The organism is Streptomyces antarcticus (assembly GCF_026627255.1).
GTDB classification, from domain to species: domain Bacteria; phylum Actinomycetota; class Actinomycetes; order Streptomycetales; family Streptomycetaceae; genus Streptomyces; species Streptomyces antarcticus.
The window spans coordinates 40,261-55,288 of record NZ_JAPNLM010000025.1 but is presented as its reverse complement, the minus strand read 5'-3'; the positions used below and the strand labels follow the sequence as shown (position 1 = coordinate 55,288).

Here is a 15,028-nt window from a genome sequence, read left to right as displayed (position 1 = left end):
TGATCCGCACCGGACCGGTCCCGTGCCCCATCGGGCGCGGGGCCGGTCGGACGGTCTGGGCAGCCTCTAAAGAATGTGACATATTACTGCCGTGCTCAAGAGACACTCCCCGGACGCCGTCATCATCGGCGCCGGCGTCGTCGGAGCGGCCTGCGCCTACTACGCGGCCCGCGCCGGCCTCTCCGTGGCCGTGGTCGACCGGGGCCCCGTGGCGGGCGGCACCACCGGCGCGGGCGAGGGCAACCTGCTGGTCTCCGACAAGGAGGCCGGCCCCGAGCTCGCCCTCGCCCTCCTCTCCGCCGGGCTCTGGCGCGAACTCGCCGCCGTGCTCCCCGCCCCCGTCGAGTACGAGGCCAAGGGCGGCCTGGTCGTCGCCCCCGACGAGAGGGCCCTCACAGCGCTCCGCGCCTTCGCCGAGGGGCAGCGCGCCGCCGGGGTCACCGCCGTGGACGTGGACGCCGGCGCCCTGCACGAACTGGAGCCGCACCTGGCCCCCGGCCTCGCGGGCGGGTTCCACTACCCGCAGGACGCCCAGGTCCAGCCCGCCCAGGCCGCCGCGCGCCTGCTGGCCGCCTCGGGTGCGGAGCTCCACCTCGGCGAGGAGGTCACCGCGGTCCTGCGGGACGCCTCGGGCGCGGTACGGGGCGTACGCACCGCCCGGCGTGAACTCGCCGCCCCCGCCGTGGTCAATGCCGCCGGCACCTGGGGCGGGCGCGTCGCCTACCTCGCCGGGGCCGCCCTGCCCGTGCTCCCGCGCCGCGGCTTCGTCCTGGTGACCGAGCCGCTGCCGCGGGTGGTCCGGCACAAGGTCTACGCCGCCGACTACATCGCGGACGTCGCCAGCGGCTCGGCGGCCCTGCAGTCCTCGGCGGTCGTCGAGGGCACCCCGGCGGGCCCGGTGCTGATCGGTGCCACCCGCGAACGCGTCGGCTTCGACCGCGCCCTCTCCACCGAGGCGCTGCGCCGCCTCGCCGTCCAGGCGGCCGCCCTGTTCCCCGTACTGGCGGACGTCCGGGTGCTCCGCGCCTACCACGGCTTCCGCCCCTACCTCCCCGACCACCTCCCGGCGATCGGCCCGGACCCCCGCGTCCCCGGCCTGCTGCACGCCTGCGGCCACGAGGGCGCCGGCATCGGCCTGGCCCCCGGCACCGGCGCGCTGATCGCCGCCGCCCTGACGGGCACCGAACCCCCGCTCCCCTGGGGGCCGTTCCGCCCCGACCGCTTCGACCAGGCCCCGCCGCCGCAGCAGCCGCACCAGCCCGCGTCGGCGCCGCCGCCGCACCCCCCGAGGAGGACCCCCTGATGCGCAGCCCCCGCTCACTGGTCGGCGGCGCCCCGGCCGCGGAGCACACCGTCCGCTTCGACGGCCGCGAACTCCCCGTCCAGCCGGGCCAGTCCATCGCCGCCGTGCTGTGGGCCGCGGGCATCCTCGCCTGGCGGACCACCCGCGGGACCGGCGCCCCGCGCGGGGCGTTCTGCGGCATCGGGGCCTGCTACGACTGCCTCGTCACCGTCAACGGCCGCCCCAACCAGCGCGCCTGCCTCGTTCCGGCCCGTCCCGGGGACGACGTCACCACCCAGGAGGGCACCGGACATGCCGACCTCGCCGTCTGAGCCCGCCCGCCCGGCCGCCGCCGCCGCCGTCACCGCCACCGCTGCTGCCGTCACCGCTGCCGACGCCGCCCCCGTCGACCTCGCCGTCGTCGGCGCCGGTCCCGCCGGGCTGGCCGCCGCCGTCACCGCCGCCGGGCTCGGCCTGCGGGTCGCCCTCCTCGACGCGGGGGAGCGGGCGGGCGGCCAGTTCTACCGCCATCCAGCCCCCGGCCTCGGCGCCGCCCGCCCCGAGGCCCTGCACCACGGCTGGGCCGCGTTCGCCGCCAGGGAAGCCGCCCTGCGCGCCCACGCGGCGGCCGGGCGGATCGGCCACCTCGCCGAGCACCACGTCTGGACGGTGGTCCCGGACGGCGACGGCTGGCTCCTGCACGCCGTCGCCGGCCACGGCCCCGAGGAGCGCGCCGCGGCCGTGCGGGCGCGGGCCGTCCTCATCGCCACCGGCGCGTACGAGCGCCAACTGCCCTTCCCCGGCTGGACCCTCCCGGGGGTGGTCGGGGCCGGCGGGGCGCAGGCCATGCTCAAGTCCGGGCTGGTCCTGCCGGGCCGGCGCGTCGTCGTCGCCGGGAGCGGGCCGCTGCTGCTCGCCGTGGCCGGGTCCCTCGCCGCGGCCGGGGCCGGGGTCCCGGCGGTGGTGGAGGCCGCCGCGTACACCGGGTACGCCCGGCGGGCCGGCGTGCTGCTGCGCAACCCCCGCAAGCTCGCCGAAGGCGCCGCGTACGGCGGGGCCCTGCTGCGCCACCGCGTCCGGCTCCTGACCCGGTACGCCGTCACCGAGGCCCACGGCACCGACCGGGTCGAGGCGGTCACCGTGGCCCGCCTCGACCGGGACTGGCGGCCGCTGCCCGGCACCGGCCGCCGGATCGCCTGCGACGCGCTCGCGGTGGGCCACGGGCTGCTGCCGCAGCTGGAACTCGCCACCGGCCTGGGGTGCGCCACCCGCCGCAGCGCCGACGGCGCCGTCGCCCTGGACCTGGACGCCGGCCAGCGCACCTCCGTGCCCGGCATCTGGTCCGCGGGGGAGACCGGCGGCATCGGCGGCGCCGACCTCGCCCTGGCCGAGGGGGAGATCGCCGCCCACGCGATTGCCGGGCGCCCGGTCCCCGGCGCCCTGGTCCGCCGCCGCGCCCGGCTGCGGGCCTTCGCCGACGCGATGGGCGCCGCCCACCGGCCCGGCGGCGGGTGGACCGGCTGGCTGCGCGACGACACCCCCGTGTGCCGCTGCGAGGAGGTCCCGGCCGGGCTGGTGCGCGAGGCCGTGCGGGACCTCGGCGCCCGGGACGCCCGTACGGCCAAACTCCTCACCCGGGCGGGCATGGGCTGGTGCCAGGGCCGGATGTGCGGCCCGGCCGTCGCCGCGCTCGCCGGGGAGGAGCCGGCCGCCGACCGGCGCCCGCTGTCCTGCCCGGTCACCCTGGGGCGGCTCGCCGAACTCCGGCCCGCCGGCGGGGCCCCCGCCGGCCAGGCCCCCGCCGGCGAGGCACCCACTGGTCAGGCCCCCGCCGGCCAGGCCCCCACCCGGCCCCCCGCCGCCCCACCGCCGCGCGCGGGGCGCTGATCCGCACCGTCCGGGCCCTTGTGGCCGCCTCGTACGCGCTAGTAAAATGTCACACACCACACTAGGGAGTCACCACATGAACCACGCGCCCACCCCCGCGCCCCGCAGCGACGCCCGTACCCGGCCCTGGCACGGAATCATGGTCGCCACCGCCCTGCCCCTGCGCGAGGACCTCAGCGTCGACCACGACGCGTACGCCGAACACGTCGCCTGGCTCATCGCCAACGGCTGCGACGGCGTGGTCCCCAACGGCTCCCTCGGCGAGTACCAGACCCTGACCGACGAGGAGCGGGCCCGCGTCGTCCGCACCGCCGTCGAGGCCGCCGGCGACGGACGCCGGGTCATGCCCGGCGTCGCCGCCTACGGCAGCGCCGAAGCCCGCCGCTGGGCGGACCAGGCCGCCGAGGCCGGCGCCGGATCCGTCCTCCTGCTGCCCCCGAACGCCTTCCGGGCCGACGAGGACGCCGTCCGCGCCCACTACGCCGACGTGGCCGCGGCCGGACTGCCCGTCGTCGCGTACAACAACCCCATCGACACCAAGGTGGACCTGACCCCGGCGCTCCTCGCCCGCCTCCACGCCGACGGATCGATCGTCGCCGTCAAGGAGTTCAGCGGGGACGTGCGCCGCGCCTACGAGATCGCCGAGCTCGCCCCCGGCCTGGACCTGCTGATCGGCGCCGACGACGTTCTCCTCGAACTCGCCCTCGCCGGCGCGGTCGGCTGGATCGCCGGCTACCCCAACGCCCTGCCGCAGTCCTGCGCCACCCTCTACCGGGCCGCCGTCGCCGGCGACCTCGACACCGCCCTGCCGCTCTACAAGTCCCTGCACTCCCTGCTTCGCTGGGACTCCAAGACCGAGTTCGTCCAGGCCATCAAGCTCTCCATGGACCTGGCCGGCCGCCCCGGCGGCGCCACCCGCCCGCCCCGCTTCCCGCTCACGGGCGAGACCGAGGCCGCCGTCCGCGCCGCCACCGAGAAGGCCCTCGCCGAGGGTCTCAACTAGCCGTCCGGGGGGATCCCATGCGCACGCGCCACATCTACCACGCGGTTGACTCGCACACCGAGGGCATGCCGACCCGGGTGATCACCGGGGGAGTCGGGGTGATCCCCGGCGCCACCATGGCCGAGAAGCGGCTCCACTTCATCGAGCACTCGGACCGCATCCGCACCCTGCTGATGTACGAGCCGCGCGGCCACTCCGCGATGAGCGGCGCCGTCCTGCAGCCCCCCACCCGGCCGGACGCCGACTTCGGCGTCCTCTACATCGAGGTGTCGGGCCTGCTCCCCATGTGCGGGCACGGCACCATCGGGGTCGCCACCGTCCTCGTCGAGACCGGCATGGTGCCCGTCGTCGAGCCGGTCACCACCGTACGGCTCGACACCCCGGCCGGGCTGGTCAGCGTCGACGTCCGCGTCGAGGACGGGGCGGCGACCGCCGTCACCCTCACCAACGTCCCCTCCTTCAGCGTCGGCCTTGGCCTGAAGGCCGACGTCCCCGGGTACGGCACCGTCACCTACGACCTCGCCTACGGCGGCAACTTCTACGCCTTCGTCGAACTGGACGACCTGGGCCTGCCGTTCGACCGCGCCCGCAAGGACGACCTCCTCGCCGCCGGACTCGCCGTCATGGACGCGGTCAACGCCTGCGACGACCGGCCCGTCCACCCCGAGGACCCCGCCATCGCCGGCCTCAAGCACGTCTACCTCGCCGCCCCCGGATCCGACGCCCGCCGCTCCCGCCACGCCATGGCCATCCACCCCGGCTGGTTCGACCGCTCTCCCTGCGGTACGGGGACCAGCGCCCGCATGGCGCAGCTGCACGCCCGTGGACTCCTGCCGCTGGACACCGACTTCGCCAACGAGTCGTTCATCGGAACCGAGTTCACCGGCCGGCTGATCGGGGAGACCACCGTCGGCGGACTGCCGGCCGTCGTCCCCACCGTCACCGGGCGCGCCTGGATCACCGGCACCGCGCAGTACTTCCTCGACCCGGCCGACCCCTTCCCCGGAGGATTCCTCCTGTGACCGTCCCCCCGGTGCGGACCACCGACTACCACGCCGCCGGCGAGCCCTTCCGGATCGTCGACCTCACCCGTGACCCGGTCGCGGCCGTACCCGGCGACACCGTCGCCGAGCGCTGCGCCACCGCCATCGGCCCGGGGGGATCCGGAACCGCTCCGCGCCGGGGTCCGCTGGACGACGTACGGCGCCTGCTCGTACGGGAACCGCGCGGGCACGCCGGGATGTACGGCGGGTTCGTCGTGCCGCCCGACGACGACGGCGCCCACTTCGGCGTCCTGTTCTGGCACAAGGACGGCTACTCCACCGCCTGCGGCCACGGCGCCATGGCGCTCGGCGCCTGGGCCGTGGACACCGGCCGGGTCGCCGCCCCCGACGACGGCGACGCCCAGGTGCGCATCGACGTGCCGTCCGGCCGGGTCACCGCCGTCGTGCACCGGGGCGGCGGCCGCACCACCGGGGTCACCTTCCGCAACGTCCCGGCGCGGGTCGGCGCCCGCAAGGTCCCCGTCGCCACCTCGGCCGGCGTCGCCGAGGTGGACATCGCGTACGCGGGAGCCTGTTACGCCTCCGTCGCCGCCCGGGACCTCGGCCTGGACGTCTCGCGCGAGGCACTGCCCGCCCTGGTCCGCGCCGGCCGGGAGATCCGGGCCGCGCTGGCCGGCCACCCCGCCACATGGCACCCGGGCGGAGCACTGCTCTCCGGCGTGTACGGGGTGATCCTCCACGAGGAGCTGCCCGACACCCCCTTCGGGCCGCACCAGCGCAACGCCACCGTCTTCGCCGACGGCCAGGTCGACCGCTCGCCCTGCGGCTCCGGCACCTCGGCGCGGCTCGCGCTGCTCGCGCAGGACGGGCGGCTCGGCCCGGGGGAGGACCTGCTCCACGAGTCCGTCACCGGCACCGTGTTCACCGGCCGGATGCTGCCGGGCGCGGTCACCGAGGTCACCGGGACCGCCTACCGGACCGGGGAGCACACCTTCCTGGTGGACCCGTACGACCCCCTCGGCACCGGCTTCGCGCTGTGAACGGGCCCGGCGGGGCGGGCCTCCCGCAGTTCGGCGCGGAGGAGACGGCCCGGCTGATCACCCCGGCCGCGGCGGTCGACGCCCTGGCTGCAGCCCTCCAGGAGGGGCCCGACCCGGAGGGCTGCCCGCAGCGCACCTCGGTGGCCGTGCCCGGCGGGGAACTGCTGCTGATGCCCGCCGCGTCCGCGGCGTACGCCGGGGTGAAGATCGCCGGGGTCGCGCCAGGGAACGCGGCCCGCGGGCTGCCCCGGATCACCGGCTCCTACCTGCTGCTGGACGGCCCCACCCTGCGGCCGCTGGCCCTGTTCGACGGCGCGGCCCTCACCGCGCTGCGCACCCCGGCGGTCTCGGCCCTCGCCGTACGCCACCTCGCGCCGGCCGGGCGTCCGCTGCGGCTGGTGCTCTTCGGCTCGGGGCCGCAGGCGTTCGGGCACCTGGATGCGCTGCTCGCCGTACGGGAGCTGGCCGGGGCGGTGGTCGTGGCCCGCGATCCGGCGGGCGCGCGCAAGCTCGCGGCGTACGCCCGGTCCCTCGGCACACCCGCCCGCGCGGGCGGGCCCGGTGACGTGGCCGGCGCCGATCTGGTCGTGTGCTGCACCTCGTCCCGCGCACCCCTCTTCGACGGAACCCTGGTGAGTCCGGGCGCCACCGTCGTCGCCGTCGGCTCGCACGAGCCGACGGCCCGGGAGACGGACACGGCCCTCGTGCGGAGGTCGGCCGTGTACGTGGAATCGCGGGCGGCGGCCCTGCGGGAGGCGGGGGACCTGCTGATCCCGGAGGCGGAGGGCGCCATCGGGCCCGGCCACATCACCGGCACCCTCGCCGACCTGGTCGCCGGGCGGCTGCCGGGCGGGCGGGCACCGGGTGGGCAGGCACCGGGAGGGCGGGCGCCGGGTTGTCCACAGCTCTTCAAGAGTGTCGGCATGGCCTGGGAGGATCTTGCCGTGGCGGTCGCCTTGTTCCAGGCGGCCGGGGCGAACAGCGCAACGTGACATTGTACGCTGTTCCTCTGCGATGTCCGGAGGAAATGCAATGGGTGACCTGAAGCAGCACAGTCTCATCAAGGCCCAGGAACGGCTCCGCGACCAGGTCGGCCACGCCCTCCGAGCAGCCCTGATAGCGGGCGAACTGCGCCCCGGGAGCGTCTACTCCGCCCCCGGACTCGCAGCCGAACTCGGCGTCTCGGCCACCCCGGTGCGCGAGGCCATGCTCGACCTGGCCCGCGAGGGCCTGGTCGAGCCGGTCCGCAACAAGGGCTTCCGCATCACCGAGGTCAGCGAGCGCGACCTCGACCAGTACACCGAACTGCGCACGATGATCGAGGTGCCGACCATCGGCCGGATCACGAAGATCGCCACCGCCGAGCAGCTGGAGGCGCTGCGGCCCATCGCCGAGGAGATCGTCACCAGCGCGCGCGAGCACAACCTCATCGGCTACCTGGAGGCGGACCGCCGCTTCCACCTCACCCTGCTCGGCCTCGCGGGCAACGACCGGCTGGTCGAGACCGTGGGCGACCTGCGCAAGCGCTCCCGCCTGTACGGGCTCACGGGCCTCGACGAGGCCGGCAAGCTGGTGTCCTCGGCGGAGGAGCACATCGAGCTGCTCGACCTGATGCTCACCGGCGACGCGGAAGCGGCCGAGGCCTGCATGGTCCGCCACCTCGGCCACGTCCGCTCGCTCTGGGCCCAGGGCCGCGACGAACCGGTCGGCCGCCTTCCGGGCCGCCTCGGCTCCGGCCTCTAGACCGTCTCCCGGAGGGGCCGTCAGGCGCCGGGCCTGATCAGTACCTTGCCCTGGAGATGGCCGTTCTCGCTGTGGCGCTGCGCGTCGGCCGCCCCCTCCAGGGGGAAGACCGAGTCGATGGGGATGCGGACCCGGCCCGCCTCGACCAGCGGCAGCACCTCGGTGACCGCCTCCGCGAGCGAGCCGGCCTCGCCGGTGAAGCGGACCCCGTGCTCGGCCGCGCCGACGGGGTCGGCGATGGTGACGACCCGGTCCGGGCCGCCGGTCAGCGCGACCGAACCGGCCAGTTCGCCGCGGCCCGAGCAGTCCAGGACGGCGTCGACGCCCTGCGGGGCCATGGCGCGCACCCGGTCGAAGAGGCCGTCGCCGTACAGGACCGGGCTGATGCCGACCTCGCGGAGGAAGGCGTGGTTCCGGGTGGCCGCCGTGCCGATCACGGCGGCGCCCCGGGCCCGGGCGATCTGCCCGGCGAGCAGGCCGACACCGCCCGCCGCGGCGTGGATCAGCAGGGTCTGGCCCTCGCGGACGTCGAGCAGGCGCAGGGTGCGGTAGGCCGTCTCGGTCGCCACGGGCAGGGCCGCGGCCTCCTCGAAACCGAGCCAGTCGGGCTTGGCGACGAGGTCTCCGGCGGCGGCGAGGTCGTACTCCGCGGCGGCGGCGCGGTCGGCCGAGCCGCCGAAGACCGCCTGGCCGGGGCGCCACTGGTGCACGCCGGGACCCACCGCGTCGACGACGCCGGACAGCTCCAGGCCGGTGCCCATCGGCGCGGCCGGGGGCTCGCCCCCGCTGAGGCAGCCACGGCGGACCTTCCAGTCGAGGCCGTTGACCCCGGCGGCCGTCACCTTGACGCGGACCTGTCCCTCCCCGGGCTCGGGCAGCGGCACCTCCTCCAGGCGCAGGACGTCGGCGTCGCCGTACTCGCTGAAACGGATGGCCTTCGGCATCGGGGAACTCCTGGGGAGGCGGCGGTCGGGGGCCGGTGCGGGATACAGGGTGCGGGACGGGCCCTCCCCGGCGGCCGCGCCACCGCGCGCCGCGCGCACGGATGCCCCTGAACGGCGCTCGCCGCTGCCCCGGATCCGCCTCCGGCCCCTGGGGCCCGACGGCGGGGCCCCAACGCCGGGCCCGACGCTCCGTCAGTCCGCGCTCGGACACGGCTGGATAACGTCGGCTCCCACCCCTTGTCAGTGCAATTTCACATTACTATGTTACCGGTCACATCGTAGAGCGCGGCCCTTCACTGGAGTGACCCATGACCAAGCGCACCCAACCCGCCCTCGCCACCGCCCTGGTGGCCGCACTCGCACTCGGCGCGTCGGGCTGCTCCGACACCGCCAAGAAGGGGGCCGCCGGCGCGGGAGCCGCCAACCCCGCCGCCGCGAACGACGGGAAGGTGCTCGGCGGCGCCCCGGTCAAGGGCGGCACGCTCACCGTGCTGTCCAACCAGGACTTCGCCCACCTAGACCCCGCCCGCAACTGGGTCATGCCGACCATGGACTTCGGCACCCGCCTGCTCTACCGCACGCTCGTCACCTTCAAGGCCGAGCCCGGCAAGGCCGGGAGCGAGCTGGTCCCCGACCTCGCCACCGACCTCGGCACCCCCTCCAACGGCGGCCGCACCTGGACCTTCACCCTCAAGGAGGGCGTGAAGTACGAGGACGGCTCGCCGGTCAGGGCCCAGGACGTCAAGTACAACGTCGAGCGCTCCTTCGCCCCCGACCTCACCGGCGGCCCCGACTACGCCGCCCAGTACCTGGCCGGTACCGAGGGCTACAAGGGTCCTCTCCAGGGCCGGCACCTGGACTCCGTGAAGACCCCCGACGACCGGACGATCATCTTCGAACTCAAGCGTCCCGTAGCCGAGTTCTCCGCGACGGCCACCCTCCCGACCTTCGCCCCCGTCCCCCAGTCCCAGGAGAAGGGCACCCAGTACGACGCCCGCCCGTTCTCCTCCGGCCCGTACAAGATCGAGTCGTACGACCGCGACAAGAAGCTGGTCCTGGTCCGCAACGAGCACTGGGACGCCGCCACCGACACCGTCCGCAAGGCCTACCCGGACCGGTTCGTGGTCGTCATGGGCCTCAAGGGCGGCCAGATCGACGACCGCGTCATCGCCGGCGAGGGCGCCGACGCCTCCGCCGTCCAGTACGCCGACATGCGCCCCGAGAGCGCCCCCAAGGTCCTCCCCAAGGCGGACGTCAAGGCACGGCTGCTCGCCGAGTCGCAGGGCTGTACCGAGCTGCTCCACCTGAACAACTCCCGGGCCCCCTTCGACGACCCCAAGGTCCGCGAGGCCGTGCAGTACGCCGTGGACAAGGAGGCCGTGGTCACCGCGGGCGGCGGCCCGGCCCTCAACGAGGTCGCCACCGCCTACCTGCCCCCGGCGCTCTCCGGCGGCCGGCAGGCCGACACTTTGAAGATCGCCCCGGCGGGTGACCCGGCCAGGGCGAAGGAACTCCTCAAGGCCGCCGGAAAGGAGAAGCTGAAGGTCTCCCTGTCCGTCTCCACCGGCGACAAGGGCAAGGCGGAGGCCCTCCAGCAGGGCCTGTCCCGCGCCGGCATCGAGGTCGTCGTCGACACCGTCGACCCGGGCGCCTACTACGACGTCATCGGCGACCTCTCCACCACGCCCGACATGACCCTCGCCGGCTGGTGCCCCGACTACCCCTCCGGCTCCACCTGGATCCCCTTCGTCTTCGACGGACGCACCATCAAGGACAAGGGCAACCAGGGCAACTACAGCCAGTTCCGCGACGACGCGACCATGAAGCGGATCGACGAGATCAATGCCATGGCCGACGCCAAGCAGGCCAACCAGGCCTGGATCGACCTCGACGCGGAGCTGATGAAGAAGTCCCCGTCCGTCCCGCTCATCCTGGAGCGCAAGCCGCTGCTCGTCGGCTCCAACATCGCGGGCGCCTTCGGCCACCCCGTGTGGACCGGCACCATCGACTACGCCGCGGTCGGCCTCAAGGACCCGTCGAAGAGCCAGGGCTGAGGCCGGACGAACACCCCCGCACCCCGCGATGACCACCACCGCACCCGCCGCCGGCGCACCGGAGGCGAAGGAGGTCCCGCCGGGCAGCAGCCCCTGGCAGCTCGCCCGGCGGGAACTCCGCCGCCGCCCCGCCGTCCGCGTCAGCCTCTGCGTCGTCCTCCTCTTCGTCCTCATGGCCGCCACCGCCCCCTGGCTGGGCGCGCTCGGCGGCTGGTCCCCCGAGGAGTTCGACAAGACCGCCATCGACCCCTACCTCGGAGGCCAGCCGCTGGGCTCCTTCGGCGGGATCAGCGCCGAGCACTGGCTCGGCGTCGAACCCGTCACCGGCCGCGACCTGTTCGCCCGCGTGGTCCACGGCGCGCAGGTCTCCCTGCTGATCGCCTTCGCCGCCACCGCCATCGTGGTGGTCACCGGCACCGCCGCCGGGATCGCCGCCGGCTACTTCGCCGGCCGGACCGACGCGGTCCTGTCCCGGCTCATGGACCTGACCATGTCGTTCCCCTCGCTGATCTTCATGATCGCGATGCTGTCCGTGGCCAAGGACGTCAACCGGATCGTGCTGATGACCGCGGTCATCGGCGTCTTCGGCTGGCCCGGCGTCGCCCGCGTCGTCCGCGGCCAGACCCTGTCCCTCAAACACCGCGAGTACGTCGACGCCGCCCGCGTCGGCGGCGCCGGATCCTGGCGCATCCTGACCCGCGACATCCTGCCGGGCGTCTCGGGCCCGGTCATCGCCTACACCACCCTGCTCATCCCCGGCATGATCAGCACCGAGGCGGCGCTCAGCTACCTCGGCGTGGGAGTCCGCCCGCCCACCCCCTCCTGGGGCCAGATGATCGCCGAGTCCGTCGCCTTCTACGAGACCGACCCCATGTACTTCGTCATCCCCAGCGTCTTCCTCTTCCTCGCGGTGCTCGCCTTCACCCTGCTCGGCGACGCCCTGCGCGACATCCTCGACCCGAGGGGCGGCCGCACGTGATCCTCTACCTCGCCCGCCGGCTCCTCGCCCTCGCCGGCGTGCTCCTCGCCATCGCCGCCGTCACCTTCCTGATCTTCCACGTCCTGCCCGCCGACCCGGCCGCCGCCGCCTGCGGCAAGACCTGCAGCGCCGAGCGGCTGGCCGACGTACGGGCCTACCTCGGCCTCGACCAGCCGCTGTGGCGCCAGTTCGCCGACTTCCTGACCGGCATCTTCACCGGGCGCACCCTCGGCACCGGCCCGTACGCCGTGCACTGCGGCTTCCCCTGCCTGGGCTACTCCTACGAGAACTCCCTGCCCGTCTGGGACCTGCTGATGGACCGGCTCCCCGTCTCCGCGTCGCTCGCCGCCGGCGCCGCCGTCCTGTGGCTCGTCCTCGGCCTCGGCGCCGGGGTCACCGCCGCCCTGCGCAAGGACACCGCCACCGACAAGGCCCTCATGGTCGGCGCGGTCGCCGCTGCCTCACTGCCCGTCTACTTCACGTCCGTCCTGCTCATCCACGGCGTCATCCGCGTCGCCGGACTGCTGCCCTACCCCACCTACCGGGCGTTCACCGACGGCCCCCTGTCCTGGGCCGCCAACCTGCTGCTGCCCTGGACGGCGCTCGCCCTGCTGTACGCCGCCATGTACGCCCGCCAGAGCCGCGGTTCGATGATCGAGGCCATGGCCGAGCCGTACATCCGCACCGCCCGCGCCAAGGGCATGCCCGAGCGCACCGTCGTCGTCAAACACGGGCTGCGCTCCGGGATGACCCCCATCCTCACCATCTTCGGCATGGATCTCGGCGGGCTCCTCGCCGGAGCCGTCATCACCGAGTCCATCTTCGGACTCCCCGGCGTCGGGCGGCTGTTCTACGGCGCGCTGGTCAGCTCCGACCAGCCGGTCGTCCTCGGGGTCACCCTGCTCGCCGCGTTCTTCATCGTCGTCGCGAACCTCGCGGTCGACCTCCTGTACGCCGTCATCGACCCGAGGGTGAGGTACTGATGGCCGCCGCCGCGAACACCCCCCTGCTCCACGTGCGCGACCTGTGCGTCACGTTCACCACCCCGCGCGGCCCCGTACGGGCCGTCGACTCCCTCGGCTTCACCGTTGACGCCGGACGCACCCTCGGGATCGTCGGCGAGTCCGGCTCGGGCAAGTCCGTCACCTCGCTCGCCCTCATGGGCCTGCACCGGGGCGGCGCCGAGATCAGCGGCTCCGTCGCCCTCGCCGGACGGGAGCTGACCGGCCTCTCCGAGCGGCAGCTGTCCGCCGTACGGGGCCGCCGCATCGCGATGATCTTCCAGGACCCGCTGTCCAGCCTGCACCCCTACTACACGGTCGGCGAGCAGATCGCGGAACACTACCGGGTGCACTTCAAGGCCCGGCGGGCCGCCGCCCGCGCCCGCGCCGTCGACATGCTCGGCGAGGTCGGCATCCCGGAACCCGCCCGCCGGGCGGGGGAGTACCCGCACCAGTTCTCCGGCGGCATGCGCCAGCGCGCGATGATCGCCATGGCCCTGGCCTGCGAGCCCGACCTGCTGATCGCCGACGAGCCGACCACCGCCCTCGACGTCACCGTGCAGGCCCAGATCCTGGAGCTGATCGCCCGGCTCCAGCAGGAACGCGGCCTCGGCGTCGTGATGATCACGCACGACCTGGGCGTCGTCGCCCGCGTGGCCCATGAGGTCCTCGTCATGTACGGCGGCCGCGCCGCCGAACAGGCGCCCGTCGACGAGCTGTTCGCCGACCCCGCGCACCCCTACACCCGCGGCCTGCTCGACTCGCTGCCCCGGCTCGACGACGCCGACGACGGCCCCCTGCCCTTCATCCCCGGCTCGCCGCCGTCCCTGCTCGCCCCGGCCCCCGGCTGCGCCTTCGCCCCGCGCTGCGGCCGCGCCGCCGCGCGCTGCGCCGACGTACGCCCGGAGCTCGAACCGTACGGGAACGGGCCACCGCGGACCGCGGCCTGCCACTTCGCCGGGGCCCGGACCGCCGAGGAGGCCACCCGATGACCGCCACGACCACCACCGCCGCCGGGACTCCCGGGAGCACCGGCGCCGAACCGCTGCTGTCCGTACGGGACCTCACCATGACCTTCCCCGGGAAACGGTCCGTGACCGGGCGCCGGGGGGCGCCCGTGCGCGCCGTCGACGGGGTCTCCTTCGACCTGATGCCCGGCCGCACCCTCGGCCTGGTCGGGGAGTCGGGCTGCGGGAAGTCCACCACCGGCCGGATGCTCGTACGGCTGCTGGAGCCCACCTCCGGCACCGTCGCCTTCGAAGGCCGCGACATCAGCCGGCTCTCCCAGCGGGCGCTGCGGCCGCTGCGCCGGAACATCCAGATGGTCTTCCAGGACCCCCACTCCTCCCTCAACCCCCGCCAGACGGTGGCCCGGATCATCTCCGACCCGCTGCTGGTGCGGGGCTGGAGCGCCGGGGACGCCCGCCGCCGGGCCGCCGAGCTGATGGACCTCGTCGGGCTGATCCCCGAACACATCGACCGCTACCCGCACGAGTTCTCCGGCGGCCAGGCCCAGCGCATCGGCATCGCCCGCTCGCTGTCCACCAGCCCGCGGCTGATCGTCGCCGACGAGCCGGTCTCCGCCCTCGACGTGTCCGTACAGGCCCAGATCGTGAACCTGATGGAGCGGCTGCGCGCCGAGCTCGGGCTCGCGTACGTGTTCATCGCGCACGACCTGTCGGTGGTCAAGCGGGTCAGCGACCGCGTCGCCGTCATGTACCTGGGCCGGATCGTCGAGATCGGGGACCGCGCGTCCCTCTACGAGACCCCGCAGCACCCGTACACGCGGGCACTGCTGTCCGCCGTCCCGCTGCCCGACCCGGCGGCGGAACGGCGGCGGGAGCGGATCGTGCTGCTCGGCGAGCCTTCCCCAAGCTCTCAACTTCGTTCGAGCAGGGGAGGCCCCAATCGCCCGGCCGCCCCACCCCCGGGCTGCGCCTTCCACCCGCGCTGCTTCAAGGCGCGGGACATCTGCCGCACCGAACGGCCGGTGTTGCGGCCCGCCGCCTCCCGCGAGGTGGCCTGTCACTTCCCGGGTGACTGACGGGGATCACGGGAAGAGGCGGGGCCCCGGAGCCGATGGCGTCTCCG

Annotated in this window: 14 protein-coding genes; 13 read left to right on the top strand and 1 reads right to left on the bottom strand. The window is 74.9% G+C overall.

Annotated features, from left to right (window positions below):
• Positions 1 to 91 precede the first annotated feature (91 nt).
• From OTB16_RS30105 to OTB16_RS30070, 8 genes are all read left to right on the top strand, one after another.
• Positions 92 to 1,303 (top strand): NAD(P)/FAD-dependent oxidoreductase, encoded by a 1,212-nt coding sequence (locus tag OTB16_RS30105; protein WP_267724246.1) that lies wholly within the window; start codon positions 92 to 94, stop codon positions 1,301 to 1,303.
• A complete protein-coding gene (locus tag OTB16_RS30100; RefSeq protein ID WP_267724244.1) occupies positions 1,303 to 1,614 on the top strand; it encodes a (2Fe-2S)-binding protein in 312 nt (103 codons plus the stop codon). The genes OTB16_RS30105 and OTB16_RS30100 overlap by 1 nt, the downstream gene beginning before the upstream one ends.
• On the top strand, positions 1,595 to 3,169 hold the full coding sequence (locus OTB16_RS30095) for an FAD/NAD(P)-dependent oxidoreductase (RefSeq protein ID WP_267724242.1): 1,575 nt from the start codon (positions 1,595 to 1,597) through the stop codon (positions 3,167 to 3,169). Before OTB16_RS30100 ends, OTB16_RS30095 begins: the two co-directional genes overlap by 20 nt.
• Before the next feature lie 76 nt (positions 3,170 to 3,245).
• Entirely contained in the window at positions 3,246 to 4,172 is a 927-nt protein-coding gene (locus OTB16_RS30090) for a dihydrodipicolinate synthase family protein (protein WP_267724240.1), read from the top strand.
• Positions 4,173 to 4,189: 17 nt separating this feature from the next.
• Positions 4,190 to 5,194 carry a proline racemase family protein gene (locus tag OTB16_RS30085; protein ID WP_267724238.1) on the top strand — a complete coding sequence of 335 codons (1,005 nt, stop codon included), beginning with the start codon at positions 4,190 to 4,192 and terminating at the stop codon, positions 5,192 to 5,194.
• The gene (locus OTB16_RS30080) at positions 5,182 to 6,216 is read left to right on the top strand and encodes a proline racemase family protein (protein ID WP_267724357.1); all 1,035 of its coding nucleotides are present in this window, start codon (positions 5,182 to 5,184) and stop codon (positions 6,214 to 6,216) included. The genes OTB16_RS30085 and OTB16_RS30080 overlap by 13 nt, the downstream gene beginning before the upstream one ends.
• The gene (locus tag OTB16_RS30075; protein WP_267724236.1) at positions 6,213 to 7,208 is read left to right on the top strand and encodes an ornithine cyclodeaminase family protein; all 996 of its coding nucleotides are present in this window, start codon (positions 6,213 to 6,215) and stop codon (positions 7,206 to 7,208) included. The genes OTB16_RS30080 and OTB16_RS30075 overlap by 4 nt, the downstream gene beginning before the upstream one ends.
• A 40-nt stretch (positions 7,209 to 7,248) precedes the next feature.
• A complete protein-coding gene (locus OTB16_RS30070; RefSeq protein WP_267724235.1) occupies positions 7,249 to 7,959 on the top strand; it encodes a GntR family transcriptional regulator in 711 nt (236 codons plus the stop codon).
• Positions 7,960 to 7,979: 20 nt separating this feature from the next.
• Here the strand turns inward: OTB16_RS30070 and OTB16_RS30065 are convergent, their stop codons facing one another.
• Complete coding sequence (locus OTB16_RS30065) at positions 7,980 to 8,903, bottom strand: NADP-dependent oxidoreductase (protein WP_267724233.1); 924 nt, start codon at positions 8,901 to 8,903, stop codon at positions 7,980 to 7,982.
• 308 nt (positions 8,904 to 9,211) lie between these two features.
• On the opposite strand from OTB16_RS30065, the gene OTB16_RS30060 reads away from it, so the two are divergent.
• The 5 genes from OTB16_RS30060 to OTB16_RS30040 are packed head-to-tail and all read left to right on the top strand — an operon-like array spanning position 9,212 to position 14,981.
• Positions 9,212 to 10,957 (top strand): ABC transporter substrate-binding protein, encoded by a 1,746-nt coding sequence (locus OTB16_RS30060; protein ID WP_267724231.1) that lies wholly within the window; start codon positions 9,212 to 9,214, stop codon positions 10,955 to 10,957.
• Positions 10,958 to 10,985: 28 nt separating this feature from the next.
• Positions 10,986 to 11,936 carry an ABC transporter permease gene (locus tag OTB16_RS30055; protein WP_267724229.1) on the top strand — a complete coding sequence of 317 codons (951 nt, stop codon included), beginning with the start codon at positions 10,986 to 10,988 and terminating at the stop codon, positions 11,934 to 11,936.
• A complete protein-coding gene (locus OTB16_RS30050) occupies positions 11,933 to 12,919 on the top strand; it encodes an ABC transporter permease (protein WP_267724227.1) in 987 nt (328 codons plus the stop codon). The genes OTB16_RS30055 and OTB16_RS30050 overlap by 4 nt, the downstream gene beginning before the upstream one ends.
• A complete protein-coding gene (locus OTB16_RS30045) occupies positions 12,919 to 13,929 on the top strand; it encodes an ABC transporter ATP-binding protein (RefSeq protein WP_267724225.1) in 1,011 nt (336 codons plus the stop codon). Before OTB16_RS30050 ends, OTB16_RS30045 begins: the two co-directional genes overlap by 1 nt.
• Positions 13,926 to 14,981 (top strand): ABC transporter ATP-binding protein, encoded by a 1,056-nt coding sequence (locus tag OTB16_RS30040; protein WP_267724223.1) that lies wholly within the window; start codon positions 13,926 to 13,928, stop codon positions 14,979 to 14,981. The genes OTB16_RS30045 and OTB16_RS30040 overlap by 4 nt, the downstream gene beginning before the upstream one ends.
• Positions 14,982 to 15,028: the final 47 nt, after the last annotated feature.

What these genes read in the sequence shown, in the direction of transcription:
- OTB16_RS30100 (WP_267724244.1), top strand. Translation starts at nt 1,303, where the DNA reads ATGCGCAGCCCCCGCTCACTGGTCGGCGGCGCCCCGGCCGCGGAGCAC.
- OTB16_RS30095 (WP_267724242.1), top strand. Translation starts at nt 1,595, where the DNA reads ATGCCGACCTCGCCGTCTGAGCCCGCCCGCCCGGCCGCCGCCGCCGCC.
- OTB16_RS30090 (WP_267724240.1), top strand. Translation starts at nt 3,246, where the DNA reads ATGAACCACGCGCCCACCCCCGCGCCCCGCAGCGACGCCCGTACCCGG.
- OTB16_RS30085 (WP_267724238.1), top strand. Translation starts at nt 4,190, where the DNA reads ATGCGCACGCGCCACATCTACCACGCGGTTGACTCGCACACCGAGGGC.
- OTB16_RS30070 (WP_267724235.1), top strand. Translation starts at nt 7,249, where the DNA reads ATGGGTGACCTGAAGCAGCACAGTCTCATCAAGGCCCAGGAACGGCTC.
- OTB16_RS30065 (WP_267724233.1), bottom strand. Translation starts at nt 8,903, where the DNA reads ATGCCGAAGGCCATCCGTTTCAGCGAGTACGGCGACGCCGACGTCCTG.
- OTB16_RS30060 (WP_267724231.1), top strand. Translation starts at nt 9,212, where the DNA reads ATGACCAAGCGCACCCAACCCGCCCTCGCCACCGCCCTGGTGGCCGCA.
- OTB16_RS30055 (WP_267724229.1), top strand. Translation starts at nt 10,986, where the DNA reads ATGACCACCACCGCACCCGCCGCCGGCGCACCGGAGGCGAAGGAGGTC.
- OTB16_RS30045 (WP_267724225.1), top strand. Translation starts at nt 12,919, where the DNA reads ATGGCCGCCGCCGCGAACACCCCCCTGCTCCACGTGCGCGACCTGTGC.
- OTB16_RS30040 (WP_267724223.1), top strand. Translation starts at nt 13,926, where the DNA reads ATGACCGCCACGACCACCACCGCCGCCGGGACTCCCGGGAGCACCGGC.